The sequence below is a fragment of the Shewanella sp. T24-MNA-CIBAN-0130 genome (assembly GCF_040310185.1).
In the GTDB taxonomy this organism is placed as follows: domain Bacteria; phylum Pseudomonadota; class Gammaproteobacteria; order Enterobacterales; family Shewanellaceae; genus Shewanella; species Shewanella psychromarinicola.
The window spans coordinates 107,537-129,815 of sequence record NZ_JBEOPP010000009.1 but is presented as its reverse complement, the minus strand read 5'-3'; the positions used below and the strand labels follow the sequence as shown (position 1 = coordinate 129,815).

At 41.9% G+C, this 22,279-nt stretch carries 12 protein-coding genes, 2 pseudogenes and 1 CRISPR repeat array (1 of these 15 only partly in view); of the genes and pseudogenes, 11 read left to right on the top strand and 3 right to left on the bottom strand.

Features of this window, described 5'->3' with window-relative positions:
- Positions 1 to 1,374: direct repeats of the CRISPR family, unit length 29 nt; unit sequence GTTCACTGCCGCACAGGCAGCTCAGAAAT (it extends 1,236 nt beyond the left edge of the window).
- 161 nt (positions 1,375 to 1,535) lie between these two features.
- Entirely contained in the window at positions 1,536 to 3,152 is a 1,617-nt protein-coding gene (locus AAEZ02_RS06060) for a M28 family metallopeptidase (protein WP_502959586.1), read from the top strand.
- Between the two features lie 362 nt (positions 3,153 to 3,514).
- Here AAEZ02_RS06060 and AAEZ02_RS06055 read toward each other — a convergent pair whose 3' ends face one another.
- Together AAEZ02_RS06055 and AAEZ02_RS06050 are read right to left on the bottom strand one after the other, a co-directional pair.
- A complete protein-coding gene (locus AAEZ02_RS06055; RefSeq protein ID WP_101032264.1) occupies positions 3,515 to 3,802 on the bottom strand; it encodes a hypothetical protein in 288 nt (95 codons plus the stop codon).
- 794 nt (positions 3,803 to 4,596) lie between these two features.
- Positions 4,597 to 5,688 (bottom strand): GNAT family N-acetyltransferase/peptidase C39 family protein, encoded by a 1,092-nt coding sequence (locus AAEZ02_RS06050; protein ID WP_124011877.1) that lies wholly within the window; start codon positions 5,686 to 5,688, stop codon positions 4,597 to 4,599.
- A 74-nt stretch (positions 5,689 to 5,762) separates the two neighbouring features.
- Between AAEZ02_RS06050 and AAEZ02_RS06045 the strand changes: the two genes are divergently transcribed.
- The 6 genes and pseudogenes from AAEZ02_RS06045 to AAEZ02_RS06020 form a co-directional block, all read left to right on the top strand.
- Positions 5,763 to 7,214, top strand: a complete 1,452-nt coding sequence (locus AAEZ02_RS06045; RefSeq protein ID WP_124011876.1) for a RimK family ATP-grasp domain-containing protein — start codon at positions 5,763 to 5,765, stop codon at positions 7,212 to 7,214.
- Between the two features lie 183 nt (positions 7,215 to 7,397).
- Positions 7,398 to 8,507, top strand: coding sequence for an ISAs1 family transposase (locus AAEZ02_RS06040; RefSeq protein WP_059747465.1), 1,110 nt, complete (start codon positions 7,398 to 7,400; stop codon positions 8,505 to 8,507).
- A 337-nt stretch (positions 8,508 to 8,844) separates the two neighbouring features.
- Positions 8,845 to 9,732, top strand: a complete 888-nt coding sequence (locus AAEZ02_RS06035) for a hypothetical protein (protein WP_351122260.1) — start codon at positions 8,845 to 8,847, stop codon at positions 9,730 to 9,732.
- Positions 9,733 to 10,542: 810 nt separating this feature from the next.
- A pseudogene (locus tag AAEZ02_RS06030) lies at positions 10,543 to 11,463 on the top strand (ISAs1 family transposase); the annotation flags it as partial.
- 560 nt (positions 11,464 to 12,023) lie between these two features.
- Complete coding sequence (gene ltrA / locus AAEZ02_RS06025) at positions 12,024 to 13,274, top strand: group II intron reverse transcriptase/maturase (RefSeq protein ID WP_351122257.1); 1,251 nt, start codon at positions 12,024 to 12,026, stop codon at positions 13,272 to 13,274.
- 17 nt (positions 13,275 to 13,291) lie between these two features.
- Positions 13,292 to 13,551, top strand: a pseudogene (locus tag AAEZ02_RS06020) (ISAs1 family transposase); the annotation flags it as partial.
- A gap of 36 nt (positions 13,552 to 13,587) precedes the next feature.
- On the opposite strand, the gene dgcS reads toward AAEZ02_RS06020, so the two are convergent.
- Positions 13,588 to 14,469, bottom strand: coding sequence for a diguanylate cyclase DgcS (gene dgcS, locus AAEZ02_RS06015; protein WP_351122254.1), 882 nt, complete (start codon positions 14,467 to 14,469; stop codon positions 13,588 to 13,590).
- A gap of 161 nt (positions 14,470 to 14,630) precedes the next feature.
- Between dgcS and AAEZ02_RS06010 the strand changes: the two genes are divergently transcribed.
- From AAEZ02_RS06010 to AAEZ02_RS05995, 4 genes are all read left to right on the top strand, one after another.
- Entirely contained in the window at positions 14,631 to 16,583 is a 1,953-nt protein-coding gene (locus AAEZ02_RS06010; protein ID WP_351122251.1) for a monovalent cation:proton antiporter family protein, read from the top strand.
- A gap of 627 nt (positions 16,584 to 17,210) precedes the next feature.
- Positions 17,211 to 18,335: a HupE/UreJ family protein gene (locus AAEZ02_RS06005; RefSeq protein WP_351122248.1), complete on the top strand. Its 1,125-nt coding sequence runs from the start codon at positions 17,211 to 17,213 to the stop codon at positions 18,333 to 18,335.
- Positions 18,336 to 18,481: 146 nt separating this feature from the next.
- Positions 18,482 to 18,772, top strand: a complete 291-nt coding sequence (locus AAEZ02_RS06000) for a hypothetical protein (RefSeq protein ID WP_124011872.1) — start codon at positions 18,482 to 18,484, stop codon at positions 18,770 to 18,772.
- A 243-nt stretch (positions 18,773 to 19,015) separates the two neighbouring features.
- On the top strand, positions 19,016 to 22,231 hold the full coding sequence (locus AAEZ02_RS05995; protein WP_124011871.1) for a DEAD/DEAH box helicase: 3,216 nt from the start codon (positions 19,016 to 19,018) through the stop codon (positions 22,229 to 22,231).
- The last annotated feature ends 48 nt before the right edge of the window (positions 22,232 to 22,279 follow it).

The window sequence follows — 22,279 nt, the reverse complement described above, 5'->3', positions numbered from 1 at the left end:
GTTAAAGTATCGACCAGCCCAATTAGTTCACTGCCGCACAGGCAGCTCAGAAATACTCCAGCGACCAATACATCTTGCCCTTTAAGTTCACTGCCGCACAGGCAGCTCAGAAATTGATATTCTTCGTCGTAAGCTTCTGTTGTCAGTTCACTGCCGCACAGGCAGCTCAGAAATCTCAAGTTAACAACGTTACGTTTTCCACTATGTTCACTGCCGCACAGGCAGCTCAGAAATATTGCTAAAGTTTACCCATCAACACGGAGACGTTCACTGCCGCACAGGCAGCTCAGAAATTATAACCGTTTGACTCAAGTGTTAGCTTTTCGTTCACTGCCGCACAGGCAGCTCAGAAAGTCAATTAATATTTCCCAACGTCGTTTATCATGTTCACTGCCGCACAGGCAGCTCAGAAATGTTTTCACGCCGAGCATATGTCGTCAATAATGTTCACTGCCGCACAGGCAGCTCAGAAAAATAGTCATAGTATCGCCATGCTTAGACATAAGTTCACTGCCGCACAGGCAGCTCAGAAACAGCAAGATAGCGGGTTATATTCAGATGAAGAGTTCACTGCCGCACAGGCAGCTCAGAAATTTTTCGTCAATAGCTTCACGGCTTTGCTTTAGTTCACTGCCGCACAGGCAGCTCAGAAATCTATTTTTGCGTGCGTCCATATACCCTCCTGGTTCACTGCCGCACAGGCAGCTCAGAAATATTTTAATACCTGAAAAAACGCGTACATTAAGTTCACTGCCGCACAGGCAGCTCAGAAATTACACCGAGGTGAGATTTGTTTCAACCTGTTGTTCACTGCCGCACAGGCAGCTCAGAAATTTAACTGGTGTGTCTTATGTGACAGAAGATAGTTCACTGCCGCACAGGCAGCTCAGAAAAAAAACGCGATGATAGATGGCTCAAATTGCTTGTTCACTGCCGCACAGGCAGCTCAGAAAGCTTTATCATATATGCGCCAATAAGTTTTACTGTTCACTGCCGCACAGGCAGCTCAGAAAATTTTACCAACTGAACCAGATGACCCAAATAAGTTCACTGCCGCACAGGCAGCTCAGAAATTAAAATCATAATGCATTTTTGCTGCACTATCGTTCACTGCCGCACAGGCAGCTCAGAAAAGTATCTCCTTTCAAACCCAAACTTAACAATTGTTCACTGCCGCACAGGCAGCTCAGAAAACAACGGAAACACATGCTTAACGTATGATTTAGTTCACTGCCGCACAGGCAGCTCAGAAAACAAAGCTTCCAGCCTGGATTGTCTTTGTATTGTTCACTGCCGCACAGGCAGCTCAGAAATAAAACCCTAAGCTAACGCTCTAAATGCAAAGGTTCACTGCCGCACAGGCAGCTTAATAGTGCGCGACAAGATAAAGCTCACAAACAGGTATGGGCTAGTTCGGTGAATCTTTATAGCCGCGAAGCGTCCTAGCAGGACGCAGTCCGCTTTAGCAGCGAAGCGATCCTAGCCGCGAAGTGTTCGCTTTTTTATCACGCAGTGAGTGCTTTATTGCTGTTACAATGATTTTTCTCAATACTCAACAGGGGACGTTGTCCGTGAATACTTTTCGTTTATTGGCCGTGTTTGGTGTTTTTTTGTTGCCAAGCGTGAATGCTGCGCCATTTCAATTTGATCAAAAAACCTATCGTCAAGATGTGCAAACCCTCGCCAGCGATAAATTTGAAGGTCGTGGGCCCTTGTCACATGGTGAGAAGTTGACGGTGGAGTATGTAGAGCATGCATACAAGGCCATGGGTCTTAAGCCGGGCTTTGGTGACAGTTACCGTCAAGCTGTGCCGATGGCAAAAATTACTGCTGACCAAACCATGCAGTTTAACATTGGCGATTTGGTTTTTAATAATGGCACTGATTTCACCGCGCGCACTGAGCAAGTTTTGCCTCAAGTTGCGTTAGATAATAGCGACGTGGTGTTTGTTGGTTACGGCATTAATGCCCCTGAATATCAGTGGAATGATTACGCTAACATTGATGTAAAAGGCAAAACCGTCATTGTGCTAGTGAATGATCCTGGTTTTGCTACGCAAGATCCTGACATTTTTAACGGTAATGCCATGACCTATTATGGTCGTTGGACTTACAAATACGAAGAAGCGGCAAGGCAGGGGGCTAAAGCGGTATTTATTGTCCACGAAACTGCACCCGCCGCTTACGGTTGGAATGTGGTCGAAAACAGCAATACCAATACCAAGTTCACATTAGTCGATAATAATAAAAATCAATCACATATTGGCGTGATGGGTTGGGTTCAACATAATGTCGCCCAAAAAGTGTTTAACGCTGCGGGGCTTGATTTTGATAAGCTAAAACTGACTGCAGCCAACGCTGGATTTAAGTCTATTCCGCTCAAGCTTAACGCTAATTTAGCGGTAAAAAATACTATCGAATTAGCCACATCCTATAACGTAGCGGGGCTATTACCTGGCACCAGCCAAGCCGATGAATGGTTGGTGATGCATGCGCATTGGGATCACTTGGGTAAAACAGTTCAAGATGGCCAGACTCGCATTTATAACGGTGCGGTCGACAATGCCTCTGGTGTCGCAGGCGTGTTACAACTTGCTCGTCATTTTAAAGAGCAAAGCAAAGCGCCAAAACGATCTATTTTATTTGCTGCGTTTACCGCCGAAGAAACCGGTCTTATTGGCGCGCAATACTTTGCTGCCAATCCGCCGGTGCCAACTAAGCAATTAGTGGCGTTTTTAAACATTGATGGCATGAATGTCGGTAAAGGCGTGGATTATATTTTGCGTTATGGCCAAGGCGTATCGCAGTTAGAAACCTATCTAGATAATGCTGCCAAAGCACAAGGTCGCACGGTTAAAGCCGATCCTCGGCCGCAAAATGGCTTGATGTTCCGTTCAGATCACTTCGCCTTAGCTCAGCAAGGTGTGCCTGGGTTGATGTTTATGAGTTTAGGCGATACCGATCCAGATTATATTGCCCATAAATACCATCAAGCTGCAGACGACTATGATGCCAATTGGGATCTGGGTGGGGTTGAGCAAGACTTAGCCTTAATAAGTGATATTATTGCACAGCTAGCCAATAACAATGACTGGCCAAAATGGCTCGAAGAGTCAGACTTTAAAAAACGTCGCGCTCAAGACGGTAAATAGTCGCAATATTATTTGATAAAAAGAGGAGGCGAAAGCCTCCTTTTTTGAGCCATTAAATCTATTATTTGAACAGTCCAAAGCGTCAGTTAATGATGCTATAGGACAATAAATTTAGCGCATTTTATCTCTTGTCTTTGGACTCCAAGGTGTTAGCTCTAAAGCGCTTTAAATGACGATTTGCATTAGCCAAAGCATGCCAATCTGGTCGTTACTAACGCGGTCAGTAACAGCAGGGGGAAATGTCGTTATTTTCTGTCAATATGGCGAAAATGAGGTTTTTTTGCTGTCAGATGAAGGGCGAAAAATACAGTTTACACTGCCCCCACTGATCAGCCCCCACTTATCCTGAATAATAACTCCCCCTATATGACATCCTCAGCTCTCGATTTGGTTTTTGCTTCTATAGCTGAACCACGTACGGTGATTTCTAATAAACGGTCTGTACCTTTACACCTTTTAGCTAATGGTAATAATTGAGATTTAAAATCATTATTATCAATTAAGTTCTCCATCGCACTTAACGAGATTTCATACTCACCACAGTTTTCATTTGAGCATAAATAATGCCGTTTGTTTTCATGGTCCGTTTTCATGTAATTTGAATCCGAATGACAAAGGTAACAACTGTCAGAAAATTGATTATTATTCACAAATTATCCTTAGGTATAACGTTGTAGTATTTGTGCTGTTTGCAAGGCACAAATCGCTTGTTGGACTTGACCGACGCCTAGTCTAAATTAATGGGTCTGCTTTATGGCTTATGCAATGGGAAACTGGCGTTTTTTGATGCTGGATCTGGGCTACAGAACAGATTTGGATCAATAGATATCGAGTAGTGGGTAGGTTTTTCATTGAAATTCCTTTTCATCATATCTCCCTATCATACATCTTTGAGTCTAGCGGATCCAATGAGGGGTAAATTCTATCGAAGCTTCTTTTGGCTATACGCCACGGCTTAGTTTATCAGATTATTGAACTAAGCCCGATAAAGTCGACCCCTTAAGTTATTGTTAATATCGTCATTAACAAAATATGTTATTGATTTAATTGTATTATTTTTAATGTATTTGCGTTTTATCTGTTGTGGCAAGTCAAAGCTATCTTAAATATTATCAATACATTCACGATTAGTTGGTTTGGATAATCTCGATAAATGGTATTTACCGGTCATTTTATAACATTTCATGACCCCGTATGCTCTAAGACTTTCTGGCTTTATAATAAGATGAGCCGAAGCCGTCTAAATTGCAGTCAAATGCTGGATTAATCTCCATGGCGACCTTTTCGCTATGATTGTGAATATGGCTTTGAAAAATGTAGCCGGGCGACTTATCGTGGCTAATTTTTTTATCAAGAGTAAAGAGGGAACAGGCGCTAGTTTCCTCTTGGTCTGGTGTGGGCGAAGTGCCATGCCGTTAGTGGCCGCAGGCTATAAATCACCGCGCTAGGATGCGGACTTAACCACTAAACACGACACTTGTTTCTGCTTGCCATACTGCATCACCTGCGCCAGCTCAGATTGACTAATCGGTACATAAGCCGCATTAATGGCGTCTTTTTGCGCTTCAACAAACGGGTCATGGATAAACATAAACTGCTCGTTATAGCCGCTCAATACCACCCAGTGGGGGCCTTTTTCACCATTGAATCGATAAGTACTTATCATTAATAACACCCCATAGCCGCTGTCTATCCAGTGGCGAAGTTGTGCCAGTGTCGGCGATGCGTCATGTATTTCAATGTCTTGCTCTGACAATTGCTGACAAAAGTCGTCATGCACAATGGTGATAACGGCTTTTTTATTACTGTCACGAACACTATCAATAAACGGCACCGACGTTGATTGGCTGTACATCTCAATCTGTAATCCGCGTTTAATGGCCGCTAAGGCTAAACCATGAACACTGCAACCGCCATGACCGCTGGTCATAAAAATAGTGGTGGCTTCGCGCCAGATGCTCAGCTCATCAACTCGACTTGGATTATATTGTGGCTTTACGGCACTCATGGCCATCATTAAACAAGCCGCGCCACAAGTAAATGGCGTGGTTTGTACGTACAAAGGAATTTTGATAACTTTGCTTGGCCCTGGTGGGTCTAAGCGTTTGTGCATGCGCACACCATCAGCTAAGTCGTCATAATAATGCACTAAGGTTTTTAGCACCTTATAGCCCATTTTCAGATAAAGATTTTTGGCCGCTATATTGTCGTTTCGCACTTCTAGGCGTAATGTAATGAAGCCTCGCTCGATGACAGTGTGTTCACATTGTGTGACCAGCTCAAAGGCAATGTTGCGGCCTCTAAACTCGGCAGTAACGGCAATAGAATAAAGTCGAGCTAGTCGCGTGCCACGATGAAACAACACGAGTGCATAGCCTGCAAGTGTGCCGTCTATGTCGGCCACTAATAAGCTGTCTAGTGGCGAATTAACAAAGCGTTTCATCTGCCGAGAACTGATTTTATCGCCGCTAAAAGCATTGTGTTCGATATGGTTAAGTTGGGGTAAATCGCTGGGGATAGCTTGACGAAGCAGCATGAGTCGGCTCGAGTTGGCAAACATGATAGTGGGTTGATTTTCGCGCTAAACCGCACAAGAGGCAATAGATATTTATGGCTCAGTTTTTAATTGTCACCGACGATGTTAATGATTGGCGTCCCTATTTACCCAGTGACAATATGGTCACGGTTCATGATTATTTAGAAATGGGGGCATTTTCAGATAAGAGTGCCATGCAAGTGATTAACTTGTGCCGCAGTTATGATTATTTAAGCACGGGCTATTACTGCTCGCTAATGGCTGAAGCTCGCGGTCACAGAGTGATCCCTAGGGTAATGACCATTAATGATTTATCTCAGGACCGTTTTTTTAGTTTACCGCAAGTCGGTTTAGATAAACTGTCAGATACGCTGAACGAAATCACCATGAAGCTGTATTTTGGTTATTGCGATAATCCGTCACTTGATAAGCTTGCCCGTAAAATTTTTGAACGTTTTACCGTTCCCGTATTACAAGTACGTTTATTAAAAATGGCGGGTAAATGGCAAGTGGATGCGATTGAGCCTGCTGCATTTCAAGATTTAACCGAGCCAGAACAAGATTTATTTGCTAAGTACCTCGAAGTGTTTTCACAAAAAGTGTGGCGTTTACCGAAACCGTCAAAGCGCTATCGTTATGAAATTGCCATGTTGGTGGATGAACATGAGAAAATGCCGCCATCAGATAAAGCGGCACTGAAACTCTTTACTAAGTCGGCTAATCGTATTGGTATGGATTTAGTCCAAATTAGTTCTCATGATCTCGCTCGGCTAAGCGAGTTTGATGGCTTATTTATCCGTTCAACCACTAATATCAGTAATTTTACATACCGGTTTGCTAAGGCGGCAGAGCAGCTGGGGCTAGTGGTAATGGACGATCCTGAATCCATTATGAAGTGTACTAATAAGGTGTTTTTAACTGAGCTATTAAACAAACATAAAGTGCCTGTACCCAAAAGTTTAATCTTTAAAGCATCAGATAAAAACTGGGCAGAAAATGTCATTAGCACCATAGGATTGCCTATTGTGCTTAAAGTACCCGATGGCGCATTTTCGCTCGGGGTGGTTAAAGTTAACGACCGTGAAACCTTGCTTGAACAAGCAGCGATAATCTTTGAGCACAGTGCGCTAATTTTAGCGCAAGCGTTTATGCCAACCGATTATGATTGGCGGATTGGGGTGTTAAATCGTCAACCTATTTACGCCTGTCGTTATTTTATGAGCCGCGGTCATTGGCAGATATATCAACATCACCAGAGTGGCCGTGTCAGCAGTGGTGATTTTGACTGTATCGATTTAAAAATGGTGCCGCAAAATATTGTCGATGCCGCAGTCAAAGCGTCTAATTTAATTGGTGCGGGATTGTATGGCGTCGATTTAAAAGAAATTGACGGTAAAGCTTATGTGATTGAAGTGAACGACAATCCCAGTATTGATCATGGGGTAGAGGATTTGTTTTTAGGTGATTTAGTTTACGATCGGGTGATGACGGAATTTTTAAGGCGTATTCAGCTTCGAGGGATGTAATTAAGATAAAGTGATCAACCAAGAAGCCCCTAAAGAAGGGCTTTTTTTTCGGCAATTAGTTGTCAGTATGGCGTGGGGATAAGGTACAGGGCGAGATCGTGAACGTTTTTTGAACAATTTAACTCACTATTTGACGTTAACATCTCGCTATGATCTTATACTCCCTTTTTTCGGGAGCACACCATGCATATTGACCACTTCAAAGAGCATTTCCAAACAATAACAGACCAGCGCCAGGGGGCTAAAGTGACCTATTGCCTCTTTGAGGTGCTGTTTGGTTCGCTATGTGCCGTTATCGCAGGCGCTAAAGGCTGGTTTGATATTCGCGAATACATTCTTGGGCATCATGATTGGTTTCAAAACAACAACCTCTTCATGAACGGCATTCCCGCTGATGACACGATTGCTCGTATTATATCAACCATTGAACCTGAGCAGTTTCACCAATGTTTTATCAATTGGATGTCTTCGATACACACCCTTACTGAAGGCCAAGTCATTGCTATCGATGGAAAAACGCTTCGAGGGTCATACAATCGTGAAGATAGAGCCAGTACCATACACATGATTAGTGCTTATGCTTCATCAAACAAATTAGTGCTTGGTCAGCTTAAAACAGAACAAAAAAGTAATGAGATAACAGCTATTCCTGAGTTGATAAAAATGCTCGATATCAAAGGGGCGTTAGTGACTATCGATGCGATGGCTTGTCAAACAAAGATAGCAAAAACCATTGTGGACCAAGGTGGTGATTATCTGCTTGCCGTTAAAAGTAATCAGGGAAAGCTGCGCGAAGCAATAGTAAAAGTCTTCGCTTTCCAGCGAGCTAACAATACGGACAAATCCGTAATTGAACACGGTCACGGACGTACTGAGTGTCGACAGTGCTATGTTATTGATAGTAAAAACTTACTCGGTGACTTTTCAAAGTGGAAAGGGCTAAAAAATATCGTTATGGTTGAAAGTTGTCGCCTTGAGAAAGGAAAACCAATCGAACTTGAGTATCGTTATTACATTAGTTCTAAGGAGTTAAGTGCTGAGCAAGCAGCGATAGCTGTCCGAGAACATTGGGGCATAGAATCGATGCACTGGGTGCTTGATGTCAGTATGAGTGAGGATGCATGTCAAATATACAACGCACACGGGGCGGAAAATCTATCATGTCTGCGTCATATGAGCTTGAATATGTTACGAGCAGAGCCGACGAAGATAAGCATTGTTGGAAAGCAAAAGCGATGCATGATGAATCCATCGATGCTTGAAGCAGTATTAAAGGCTGGATTCAGTAGTTAGGTTAAAAATTAAACATTCATGCGGTAGCCCTGCGAGGATAATACTCTTTCATTTCTAGGTTATAGGGATCGACCCCATACCATTTAGGCCCGAATCTAGATAATAACGGTAGAAAAAATTTAACTTACTGGCAACGTAAACTGTTTCATAAAAATCCTTACAAGATAAATAGCTCACAAAAAACCATAAAACCGCAAAAAAATAACAAGCTAGGAACAAAGCAAAAACAAAATAAACCAATAAGAGCAACCTAAACTATCCGTTATGACAGTTTTATTCATAGTTGTTGCAATGATTTAGTATTTATGTTTATTTTATAATCTGGAATCTTATTTAAATGGAATTATTAGCAGTGAAAAAACTTTTAAACCCTATTGCCATATCAATATTAAGTGCATTATCTTTGCACGCATATGCTGAGCCCCAAAAAAGTGTTTATAACCTCATATGCGAAAGCAATACTTGTAATGCGGTAGATACTGTATCTAAATATATAAATAATGAACCAGTAAAGTTTGAATCTAGTGATATGTTTTATATTTATGATTCAAATATCGTTGTTGACTCAATTACGTATTCTGATTATCTAAATAGTGTAAGTCGTTCAAAGTTTAAATCTCCGCCTATGAGATTAAAAGATAGTTCACTAGACTGTAATTTTGATGCTGACTATAGTTGTAATGATTGGAGCGGTAATAGTGATACTACCAACATAGTAAACTACCTTCAAAATTTCACTTACAGAAGTCAACCATTATCAAATCTTGAAATAGAAATAAGAAGCAAACTTCAGCAGCTTAGTAATACGATAGTAGTAAGCTCAGTACTAGCATTAACTCTACATAAAGTTGGTGGAAAAATACTCACAGCTGTCGTTCTAGAAACGGGCAGTACACGGTTAGGCATTATTGTGAGTGCTGCTATAACTGGTTCCGCATCTACTATTGCCGGTTTTGTTTTATCTGGTGAAACAGATTTTAAAGCTGGTGATGTACTTATTTTTAAAGGTGGAAAATTACATTCAATTGTAAGAAAAGGTGTTGAAATCCCAGCCAATCAAATTGGTAACAGTAGCAGCGTTGGTGGCGGTGGCGGCAGCGTTGGTGGGAGTACTGGCGGTGGCAATGGTAGTGGCGGAATCGTTGGCGGTGGTGTCAGTATCGGCGGTGGTGGTGGCGGTTACTGTTTTAATTGTGGTGTATTCTATATTAAAGACTTGAATTAGAACTCAGAAAAAAACATTCGCAAAATTGACTTTTATTAAGAATAGCTAACACTACTGTAATAGATAGTGTTAGTTTCAACTTAACTTACACAAAAACCACTATCAATCATCTAAGATGTCCGGAGTTATGTTGAAGTATAAAAAATGTCCTTACTGTGGAAATAACATTACTATTTCGAATCTTTATAATAAATGCGAAAGCTGCAACAACAAATTTATAGTTAAATCAAATTTATTAAAAGTAATTGTTACATACGGCTTAACATCTGGAATTTATGCAGCATTTTTTTGGAATGAAGTTGACAACATACTTTTAAATGGATTTGTCATGTCATTCCTATACGCAATTACATATCTATATTCGATAGAGCTATTTAAAGAAGATTAATTTAGCCAATAACGATGATTAATATATTTCTGTTTCAACCAGAGAAATCTCACTAAAATCATCTTTAAATACAATTATCACCCATAAAAAGTGAATTGATCTCGAACTCAACTATGTAAGCTAGACTCTTTAACCAGGGTAACCGCATGAGTGCTTGTTTTTTGAACGCTACGTTTAACCTGCAAACAAAAAACAAAAAATCATCCAAGCTATGAAGACTTTATGAACCATAATAATTCATTAAATAAACTAATTCTGTTCAAAAAACGTTCGCGATCTCGCCCTGACTCTTTAACTTTATGGATGCTTGAATATAGCAGGGTGAGATCGTGAACGTTTTTTGAACTGCTGATATTGACACATAATCTGTTTGACGCCTTGGCTTAGCTGTGATCTTATACTCTCTTTTAGGAGAGTAAATTATGTACCTTGAAGCCTTCACAACCTTTTTCAGCGAGCTTACCGACACTCGTCAATCGGCTAAAATCACTTATCCTCTCGAAGATATTTTATTTGTTACTCTCTGTGGTGTTATCGCTGGAGCAGAGGGCTGGAGCGAGATCCGTGATTACGCTGATGGTCATCTTGATTGGTTTCAACAGCATGGATATTTAAGTGATGGTGTCCCTGTCGATGACACCATCGCGAGGACTATCTCACGCATTGACCCCGAGCAATTTAGGCTGTGTTTCATAAAGTGGATACAAGCCGTGCATGAAATAACGCAAGGTCAACTTATCGCGATAGACGGCAAGACATTGAGAGGCTCCTATCAACGTGGAAACCGACAATCAACAATTCATATGGTGAATGCGTTTGCATGTAAAAACAAACTCGTTCTTGGGCAAGTCAAGACCTCTGAAAAGTCCAATGAAATCACTGCAATCCCGGAGCTAATAAAGCTTCTGGATATTGAAGGTGCTTTGGTTTCGATTGATGCCATGGGCTGCCAAGTTAACATTGCAGAGCACATTGTCGAGCAAGGTGGCGATTACTTATTTACGCTAAAAAGTAATCAGGGCAATCTACATAAAGCTGTAGAAACAGCATTTTCTGAGACACGTAAAGCCCCGCTAGGCGGCTTAAGCTTTGAGCAACAACATGGTCGTATCGAAGCGCGAGTTTACCATGTCTTAAGTGCCAAACAGTTTAAAGAAGAATTCTCACAATGGCCTCAATTACAAACACTTGGCATGAGTATGAGCTTTCGTCAGAAAAAAGGAAAAGCGCCTGAGCTCATGTATCGTTACCATATCAGTTCCGCTGAACTGACAGAGCAGCAACTCGCTGAAGCGGTGCGTGCTCATTGGGCTGTAGAAAATAGCCTGCATTGGGTGTTAGATGGTGTGCCACAGGCACATAGGTTTGCAGCATAAGGATATGTTAAAAGCTTATGGCTAAGCTTGAGAAGAGATGATGGTTTGGCCCATCGAAGTCTGCTGTCGGAAGCTGGCTTCAAACCGCTTCAAGCTGCGAATATTAAGAGTGTTCGTGGTGAGCGTTGAAGAAACGAGCATATTTAAATGCTCAGGTGAGAAATGAGAAGACGAGTTATCGAACCCATGATGACGCATCGTAAACCAAAGACTCGACATCAAAAGCCAGTAGCGTCTAAGACTGGTGATAAATTTACAGGTTGCTCCGAAGGCTGTGTAAGTGGTGTCCGGTGTAAAGTGGGCGTGATCTCATTTTCAGGCTCTTTTCAGGAACTGTGGGAACCAGTCGTCAGAATGTTAAGGGAGAAATACAAATCACTAAAATGGTAAGTATGAGAGTACCAATGTCTGGCACTGGGGCGGAACGACCTGTAGTAGTGAAGAAGCATTTGTAATGAATGTGGAGCGAAGGGGTCGTGTTAAACAGTATTCATCTTATATCCAACTGTTAAGCAGGAGGAGATATCTTGACGAATGCACATCGATTCAATATTGATAAATGGCAAGTTGTTAAAGCCTATCAATTAGTAAAAGCGAATAAAGGAGCCGCAGGCATTGATAAGCAATCAATGGCTGATTTTGAAAAAGACTTAAAAAACAACCTTTATAAAATCTGGAATAGGATGTCTTCTGGTTGCTATTTTCCACCCGCAGTTAAAGCTGTGGCGATACCAAAGAAATCAGGTGGTGAGCGGATACTCGGTATCCCTACGATCCAAGACCGTATCGCCCAAATGGTAGCGAGACTTTCATTTGAGCCTTTGGTTGAACCTGAGTTTCTTAATGACTCATATGGTTATAGACCAAAGAAATCAGCGATAGATGCAGTGCGGGTGATAAGAAAACGCTGCTGGTATCAAGACTGGGTTCTGGAATTTGATATAAAAGGGCTGTTTGACAACATTTCACACGATTTGCTAATGAAAGCAGTACGCAAACATACGGGTTGCAAATGGTTGCTGCTGTATATTGAGCGATGGCTACAAGCGCCTATGATAAAAGCGGATGGTGAAATAATTGAGCGAGCGCAAGGGACGCCACAAGGTGGTGTCATTAGTCCAGTGTTAGCCAACTTATTTCTCCACTATGTTTTTGATAAATGGATGCAAAAGAATCATGCCAATGTTAAATGGTGTCGATACGCAGATGATGGGCTTGTTCACTGTGATAGTGAGAAGGAAGCTCAACAAATGTTAGTAGAGCTTAAAGAGAGGTTTGAAGCCTGTGGGCTTGAGCTTCACCCAACGAAAACCAAAATTGCGTATTGCAAAGATGGTTCAAGAAAAGGTAAGCACGAGAACATCAGTTTTGACTTTTTAGGGTACACTTTCAGACCACGTCTTTGTCGGAATAGACAAACACAGGGTATCTTTATCAGTTTTACGCCCGCAGCGAGCAGAAATGCTCAAAAAGGGATGATGAAGAAAATTAGAATGCTAGGTATCCGTAAGCGAACAGATTTAAGTCTTGAGCAAATAGCCCGGTGGATCAACCCAATCATCAATGGTTGGATAAACTACTATGGCAGCTTCTGTCGTTCTGAGTTGTACAGGGTCTTCCGCGAGGTAAACAAAGCGTTAATCTGGTGGGCGAGGCACAAGTACAAGAAACTTCAACGACGCAAAACGAGAGCCGGTAAGTTTATGGAAAACCTTGCCTGCACTCATCGTTACTTGTTTGCCCATTGGCGAGCAGGAATGAGAGGGTCGATGGTTTAATGGGAGCGGTATGAGTCGAGAGGCTCACGTACCGTTCTGCGAGGGGCTGCTGGGGAAGTTCCAGCGGTCTACTCTCCTCTGTATAGCTGAAGATGCTTGCCAAATTTATCAAGACCATGGTGCTGAAAATTGGGCTATGTTACGCCAAGTCGCATTGAATATGCTTAGAAGCGAACCTTCAAAAGGAAGCATACCAGCTAAACAAAAACGAGCCTGGATGAAAACAGCATACTTAGAAGCGGTATTAAATGCTGGATTCAGTGATATGGCTAATTAATGAACACTCATGCGGTTGCCCTGGGATAAGGTAGCGCTAATTAGCGCTAATTCGGAAGCAGTTTCTGCCAGCGGCTTTTGCGCAATACATGGCTTTATCGGCGCGCCCATATATATTTTCTGCATGTTGCTGCGGTAACGACTCCGCAATGCCTAAACTGCACTGAATGTTATATTCGGTGAGCTCAGAATGTTTCGGCATCATATCAATAATACGTTGGCATACTATTGCCGCTGCATTAACATCCCCTTGGGTAATAATCACAAATTCGTCACCGCCAATTCTAAAGGCTTGGTCAGTATTACGAATGGCTTGATTAATTAACGCAGCAAAACCCACTAATACGTAGTCACCCACTTTATGGCCATATGCATCGTTAAGTTGTTTAAATTTATCTAAATCTAATACAATTAATGACACTTTACCTTGTTGGCGATTAGCTCGTGCTAATGCGATGTCGATAGCTTGGCGATAATAATAACGATTACCTAGGTCTGTTAGTGCGTCAAACATGGCTTGATTAGACATGTTTTGATACTTCAACGCATTATTCAACGGTTGAATTAATATACTCTCTAGTTGTCCCAAGGTTTTCTTTTGCGACGAACTCAGTGGCGCAGACAATTGATACGCTATAGTAAAGGTATCTTGGTTATCGTTGATAGTCCGTTTCAATTCAATACCGTAGTGACGTCCCCAAACAAATTTTTGTTTATCTAGGATCAACTGCAGTCCTTTAACCGGCAAATATTGTCCTAGGATCTTGCCAAAACAGGCAAAAACTGTCCGAGGATCTAAACTTCCATGTAGTTGTTGAATCACTTGAACAAGGTCTAACTCAGGCTCTATATTCAAGTAAGCGTCTGAACGGTACCAGTAATCATCAGGATATAATTCTGTTGCTATTGAAAAATCCATTGTATTTCTTCCAGTACGTTACAACTAATTACCGTATTGTTAGCAATAATCGTGCCTATGAAAATTTTTCTATAGTTATTAGTTGGTTGTTGTTTTATTGTAGGGCTAACAAAATGTTCAACCCCCTTTCGACAGTTTTTTGACGAGGAGCCAAAGCCAGAATGGAACACAGCATTTTTATCCATATTTTGTCGATGCTTGTGATTGCGATTGTGGCGATTGCATTGTTACGTCGACTGGGTTTACCCGCCATTTTAGCTTATTTGCTAACGGGAGTGGTCAGTGGTCCCAGTGGTTTTCATTGGTTTACTCAGTTACAAATGCAGTCCGTAGCAGAGTTAGGCGTGGTGCTACTCATGTTCACTCTTGGACTGGAGTTTTCTGTCCCTAGGTTGTGGGCGATGCGCCGAACGGTTTTTGGTTTGGGTAGTACCCAAATGCTGGTAACGGCTTTTGTTGCGGGCGGTATTGCCATGTTAGTTGGGCAAAACTTAGTGGCAGCGGTAGTCATTGGCTCTGCCATTGCCTTGTCGTCAACGGCCATTGTGTTGAAGTTGCTTAATGAACAAAACTGGTTAAGGCGCAGGCACGGCGAGCTGTCGGTCAGCGTGTTGTTATTTCAAGACTTAGCTGTGGTGCCTCTATTGATTTTAATGCCGTTATTAGCCAATGGCGGTACCGAAATGAGCTTCAATAGTATCGCATGGGGATTGCTCACCGGTATTTTGGCCTTTTTAGGCTTGATGTCATTCGGTAAATGGATATTGCCACGAATTTTTGACGAAGTGGCACGCTCACGTTCAAATGAGTTATTTGTGTTATCAACCTTAGTTGTGGCCTTGGTGACAGGTGCTTTTACGCAATGGCTTGGATTATCGATGGCATTAGGGGCGTTTATTGCAGGTATGTTACTTGGCGAAAGCCAATATCGACGCCAGTTAGAAGCCGACATTAGGCCATTTCGTGATTTATTAATGGGTTTATTTTTTATCTCTATCGGCATGCTGCTGGATTTCAATCTGGTGATGCAATATTGGTGGCAAGTAATATTGATTTTGGTCGGTGTGGTGTTGAGCAAAATATTGATTATCTATGGACTACTAAGGCTAGTGGGTGAAAATGTTAAAATTGCCCTTAGTACCGCCATTAGTTTAGGTCAAGTGGGTGAGTTTAGTTTTGTGTTACTGGCATTGGCGGTAAATTATCAATTGCTCGACACTGAAGTGAGCACTGTGTTAGTGGCCGTGGCGGTGATTTCTATGTCGATGGCACCTTGGCTGATCCGCCATAGCGTTGATATTGCCAAAAAGGTCAGCGGTAATAAGCAGCCATCTAAACAAGATCCGATAGAGATTGTATTGCCTCATTCTGATGAAAGTGATGTGGTACTGATTTTAGGTTATGGCCGCGTAGGACAAACGATTGCCCGCTTTTTGAAAACTGAAGCTGTGCCTTACATGGTGCTTGATTTAGATCCCACCCGGGTCTCTGAAGCCAGAGCGGCAGGTGAAAATATTCATTTTGGTGATGCCTGCAAAATGGCACTATTGAAAAAAATAGGCATACGCCAAGCCAGTTTAGTGGTGGTGACATTTTGTGAGCCAAGGCAGTCTGAAGAGTGTTTAGCGGTGGCGCGTAAGCTTGCTCCCGATGTAAAAATATTGGTGCGCACTCGTGATGATGCAAACTTACATGAGCTTAAAGAAGCTGGTGCAACCCAAGTTATCCCAGAGTCACTTGAAGGAAGTTTGATGCTGGTTTCACAGGTGCTGTACAAATGTGGCGTACCATTACCGCGAATAATTAAACGCTTAGAATCTGAGCGTCGTAACCATTATCAATATTTACACTGTTTCTTTTCTGGCACAGAAACCGATTTCACCTTGGATTTACTCCATGCAGTGTCGCTGGCATCTGGAGCCAGTGCGGTCGGTAAAACCGTTGCCGATATTCCATGGCAAGCCTTGGATGTTGAACTTCGTGCCGTGCGGCGTAAAGGGGAGGAGATCGATCCTCCACCACCGGATTGGATAATAAGGCGTAACGATATTTTAATGCTGGTGGGTAAACCACGCAGTATCGAAAAAGCCGAAGAGTATTTGCTACAGGGATAACTAACCTCATCTTGGGATAATAAGTGGTTATCAAACAATCCTTTGTCCTGCTAGCGGTCCTGCTAACTGTGTTGCATTGACTTGCTTGACTGACAGTAGACCCGCTATTGACGCAGCGACTCACTACCTGAATACGCCTTGTTAGCAAAACAAATAGCAAGTTTGATATTGCAGATTTGGATCAATTTATTGTTGTCGATTTACCCCATCACTTATAGCGAGTTAGCTATTTATTGGTTTTACCTGCAGTACGATAGAGATAAACACCATACTTCAATGTAATGGTGTTTTTTTATCATATTCATCGAGAACACCCGCTGTTCGACACTCAGTGGCGTATGAGTCGTTCACTTTGTTTAAGTGGCTCCAATGTGCTAGTTGCTGCGCCTAGTGATAGCACAAAACACCTGGCATTTGAGCAGACAACATAGTATCTAAAGGTTGATGTACAGCCCAAAAAATTACTTTACTTGGCCAAAATAAACTGGCAGGTAGCACGTCAAGTCAATAAGAGAATACGTTTAGAGCAGGCTAAGGCATTGTTGAGTCGCACTAAAAATGCTAAAAAGTGGGTTCCAGTCAGTCGCAATCTCTCTGTCAACAATGTAGCAAGTTAAGGATAAAGTAGTGAAGGTATTCACCCGATTTTTTTCTATGTTTAAAGGCTGTTTATTATTGTTATTGTTGCTGCTCAGTCATGGCTGTTTAGCCCATCAAATGAGCACCAGTTATTTGTCTGTCGACTTGGATAAGCAAGGGCAAATTAAGGGTGCTTGGCAAGTACGTTTGTTTGACATTAACCAAGTTGTCCCTATTGATGATAATCAAGATGGTGAACTTACTTTGGCAGAGTTACAAGCTCATCAGGTGGCGATAATTGATTATTTACAATCATCTTTAGCGATCAGTCGACAACAAGATTGCCCGCTTAGCTTTCACCCAATGGAACAAATTGTTCAGCACGCTAGCGAAGACTATCTGCTGGGATCATTTCAGGCTGAGTGCGATAGCCTTGGTGTGTTAACCATTAATTATCAAGCTTTTTTTAACATAGATACCGATCATAACGTTATCACCACCATTGGGGCGCCCGATCATCAATACGCTCGAGTGATCAGCAAGGATAACCCGATAATATTGATTAACTTAGGCGAAAGTCAGGCCAGTGATACCTTTGCTGAATATGTTTATCAAGGCGTTATTCATATCTGGAAAGGCACGGATCATGTTTTATTTTTACTGGCGTTATTGTTAACTTGCGTATTGGTCCGTGAACAGCGAGAATGGCATTCTATTGATAATCCAAAGCAAATATTTAAAGACACCGCATGGATTATCACTGCCTTTACCTTAGCCCATTCGGTCACATTGACGGCAACTGCACTGGGTATATTGAATTTTAGTAGCCATTGGGTTGAACTTGGCATTGCATTATCAGTGCTATTTGCGGCACTAAATAATGTTTGGCCAATAGTATTGCGCTTAGGGTGGATAACGTTTGTTTTTGGCTTATTGCACGGCATGGGGTTTGCTGGAGTATTAGGTGAACTTGGGCTGCCTGAAAATCAAAAACTATTGGCTATTTTAGCCTTTAATGTCGGCGTAGAAATAGGTCAGTTGGCCATTTTGGCTTTGGTGCTGCCCTTGTTAATATTTGTTCGCCATTCACTCTGGTATAGAAACTGGGGCATGCAGCTTGGATCGGTTGCGATCGGCATTATGGCCATACAATGGTCCGTTGAACGCTTTTAGGAGGCATGAATTTTTTATAGCCACCTTCAAACGGGAGCTACTATTTTAGCGTGATTGATCCAATGAGATTGTTGAACGTATTACGATGTACAAACAGAGGCGTCATAATGATTGTGATTACTTGGGTTATTTTATCATTGATAATAATGAGTTTTTTTGTATATAAATTGAATGTTATTACCCAAAATATTTGCCAATATATTCAACATCACTATCCTGAAGAGTATGCACATTGTGATCAAATGAGCAGCAAAATGGACCCAGTGCACAAGGACACTCAAATTCAGCTGATGGAGTCTTTTCATTCCGGTAACGTGTTGTTGCTGCAAGATCCCGCTTTGGAGCAGTTAAGACAACAATTATCTCGCTCAAAAATTTTGTTTGTACTCTCGCCTTTTCTATTAATGATAGTGATGACCATAGTCACCTATGGATGACACTCATCTGATAAGGGTAAACTTTTTTCTGTTTAATCTCGTATCAAAAGCACTTTTCAACCTTTGTTGTGCTTTGGCGAAGCCTTAGCTGCGCAATTGCAATAATATAATCAATTTGAGCAAGATTTATGTTCAATAGTTCAGCAAACCCTAGATATTGCGCGCTTTCTCCCATAGAATGACAAGTTAACTTTTTTATCAGCAGCCACGGTTTATTTTGCTGCGGTTTTATTAGGTATATTGATGTCGGCGAAACTGTTTAATCTCCCCATTAAGCTTTCATTAGAGATGATTGCGAAACTGTTTTCGGCCACGCAAATTCAAAAAGCTCAAAACTATTTGATCCAAGGCCGAGTGCTCGAAGTGACTGCTAGCAGTGATAACCATGACATTGAAGCTTATGTTGAAGGATCTGCTGCAGAACCGTATCGGCAAGAAATTACCCTTGTGAATGTTAATCACAAGATTGTGATGCGATCTCATTGTACTTGTCCTGTCAGAACCAACTGTAAACATGTTGCCGCGGCGATGCTGGCACTGGTTGATAAAAAACCGGTTGAAGAGCAACGTATTAACCAATGGCTGCGCCAACTTGACGAGCAAAAAACAGTTGCTGAGTTTGATGATGACGATCAAGAAGACAAAGACCGCATTATCTATGTGCTGTCCAGTGATCCTCACGGTATTTTTGTTGAATTTAAACGCAGTAAATTAAATAAAAAAGGTCAATATAATAAAGGCGGTAAGCTGGCTCTGACCGATATCCGTTATAGTATTCCGTGGTGGATTGATCCTGAAGATAAACAAATTATTAGCTTGTTGTTGTCGTCAAATAACCATGGTTCTAAAATTTACATCGAAGGCGAAATTTCATTTTTAGCGGTCACGAAAATGCTCGCTGCCGAAGTGTGTTTTTGGGAAGAAAATCGTACTCCATTGACGTGGGCTAAATCCATTACGCCAGAGTTTATTTGGTGCGAACTTGATAAAAAACACACCCAAATGCAAATGCGCATGCCTGGGTTGGATAACTGGGAATTTATTGCTACCGAGCCACCATTGTATGTTGAATTAGACTATCTGCGCTTAGGCAAAATAGACACTGATTTACCGATTAAAAAGTTGAGTTTGCTGCAACATATGCCGCCAGTTCCTCTTGCTCAAGTGGATGCCATTAGCCATAAAATGCTACAGCACTTTTCACCTAAAACGGTACCAGTGCCAAGTGAAATTGATTTTTGTGAGATTACTGAACCTCTGAATACTCGCTTAACCTTTACTCGTGAGTTTTTTAGCAGTAGTCAGATTATGCAACCGGTTATTCGGGTTGATCATTGTTACGGTGACATAATCTTTAATGCCTCAACTAAACCTGAACGTATTAGTCTAGTTAAAAAAAATCAGGTGCAATATCAAGTGCATCGGCATGTAGATCAAGAGTTAACCGCGCTGCAGTCATTAACTGATATCGGCTTGATTACCCTTGAACCTGATCCTGTGCTGGCCAGTTCACAGCAACCCTATTATGTCAGTGTTGGCTTACTACCTGAGTCAATCTTCGAATGGTCTGAGTTAACCAGTGATGGTTTTGATGCATTAAGTGCATTAGGCATGGAGATTCAGTTTGATGATGACTTTGACTTACAAATCACCGATGCGCAGTTAGATGTCGACTTAGTCGACGATGATGAGTCAGGGTGGTTTTCATTATCACTCAGCGCCGATATCGATGGTCAAAGTGTGCCGTTATTGGCCTTAGTGGCTCGTTGGTTGCAACAAAATGGTGAGCCAGCCGATGATGATGAATTAATTTTACCCGGCCCGAATGGCGGATTTATTAAAATTAAAGCCAAAACCATTAAGCCACTGATCAGCATTATCCAAGAACTATTTCATCGTAATTCTGGCGATGTTATCGCGATACCACGTAACCGTGCCCATATTTTGAATGATTTATCGGCCAGCGATGTACGGTTACTTAATGGCGAGCGAGTGCGCAATTTAGCCACTAAACTGGCAGAGTTTAAAGGGGTGATCCCGATTGCGTTACCCGATGGCTTAAATGCGACGTTACGTGATTATCAAAAGCAGGGTTATGATTGGTTGTGTTTTCTTAAAGAATATCAATTAGGTGGTATTTTGGCCGATGACATGGGCTTAGGCAAAACGGTTCAAGCTTTGGCTTTTTTACTTAAAGCTAAGCAAGAGGCCACCGAGCATCGCACCAGTTTAATTGTTTGTCCCACTAGCTTAGTCGGCAACTGGTTAAAAGAAGCCAATAAATTTGCTCCGTCGTTGAATGTGGTGGTGATCCACGGTAACAAACGCCAGCCATTATTAGATCACATTAGCGAGTTTGATGTGGTGGTAACTACGTATCCATTAATGCTGCGTGATGAATCCATTTACAGTGAATATGTGTTCGACCATATTATTTTGGACGAAGCACAACAGATTAAAAATGCTCAAGCCAAAGTCAGCCAAGTCATTAAAACCCTTAGAGGCCGCTTCCGTTTATGTTTGTCAGGCACGCCGCTTGAAAACCATTTAGGCGAATTGAAGTCATTGATGGATTTTTGTCTGCCAGGCTTATTAGGGCAGCACACCTACTTTAATAAACAGTTCCGTGGCCCGATTGAAAAGCAAGCCGATGTTGAGAAATCAGTGCTTCTGAGTAAACGTATTGCGCCGTTTATGCTGCGCCGTACAAAAAAAGAAGTGGTATCAGAATTACCCGAAAAAACCGTGATAATTCAAACCTTGGAACTGGAAAAAGACCAACGTAATTTGTACGAGTCTATCCGCTTAGTGATGGAGAAAAAGCTGCGTGAGTTGTTTGCCAAAAAAGGCGTATCAAGCAGTCATATTGAGTTTTTAGATGCTTTGCTGAAGTTACGTCAGGCCTGCTGCGATCCCCGTTTAGTTAAACTTGAACAAGCGCAACAAGTCAAAGATAACGCTAAAATGACGTGGTTAATACAAACCCTACCAGAAATGATTGAAGAGGGTCGTAAAATTCTTATCTTCAGTCAATTTACCGGCATGTTAGCGCTCATTGAAGATGAGTTAAAACGATTGTCCATTAGTTATAGCAAATTGACCGGCCAAACTCGTGATCGCCAAACCCAAATTGATGCGTTTCAAGAGGGTGATAACACGGTGTTTTTAATCAGTTTAAAAGCCGGCGGAACCGGGTTGAATTTAACCGCTGCCGATACCGTGATCCACTTCGATCCTTGGTGGAACCCCGCTGCTGAAAGACAAGCCACCGATCGCGCTCATCGTATTGGTCAGGTAAATCCGGTGTTTGTTTATAAACTGATTGCCCAAGGCACAGTGGAAGAAAAAATCCAGGAAATGCAGCAGCACAAACAAGGTTTAGCTGACAGTATTTTATCCGATGGCACTCAAGGTCCATGGCAAGGTAATGCCGACGATTTAATGGCTCTATTAAGCTAGTTTGCTGCTATTGAGTCTATGCTAATTGTATAAGTTTAAGGCTTGATG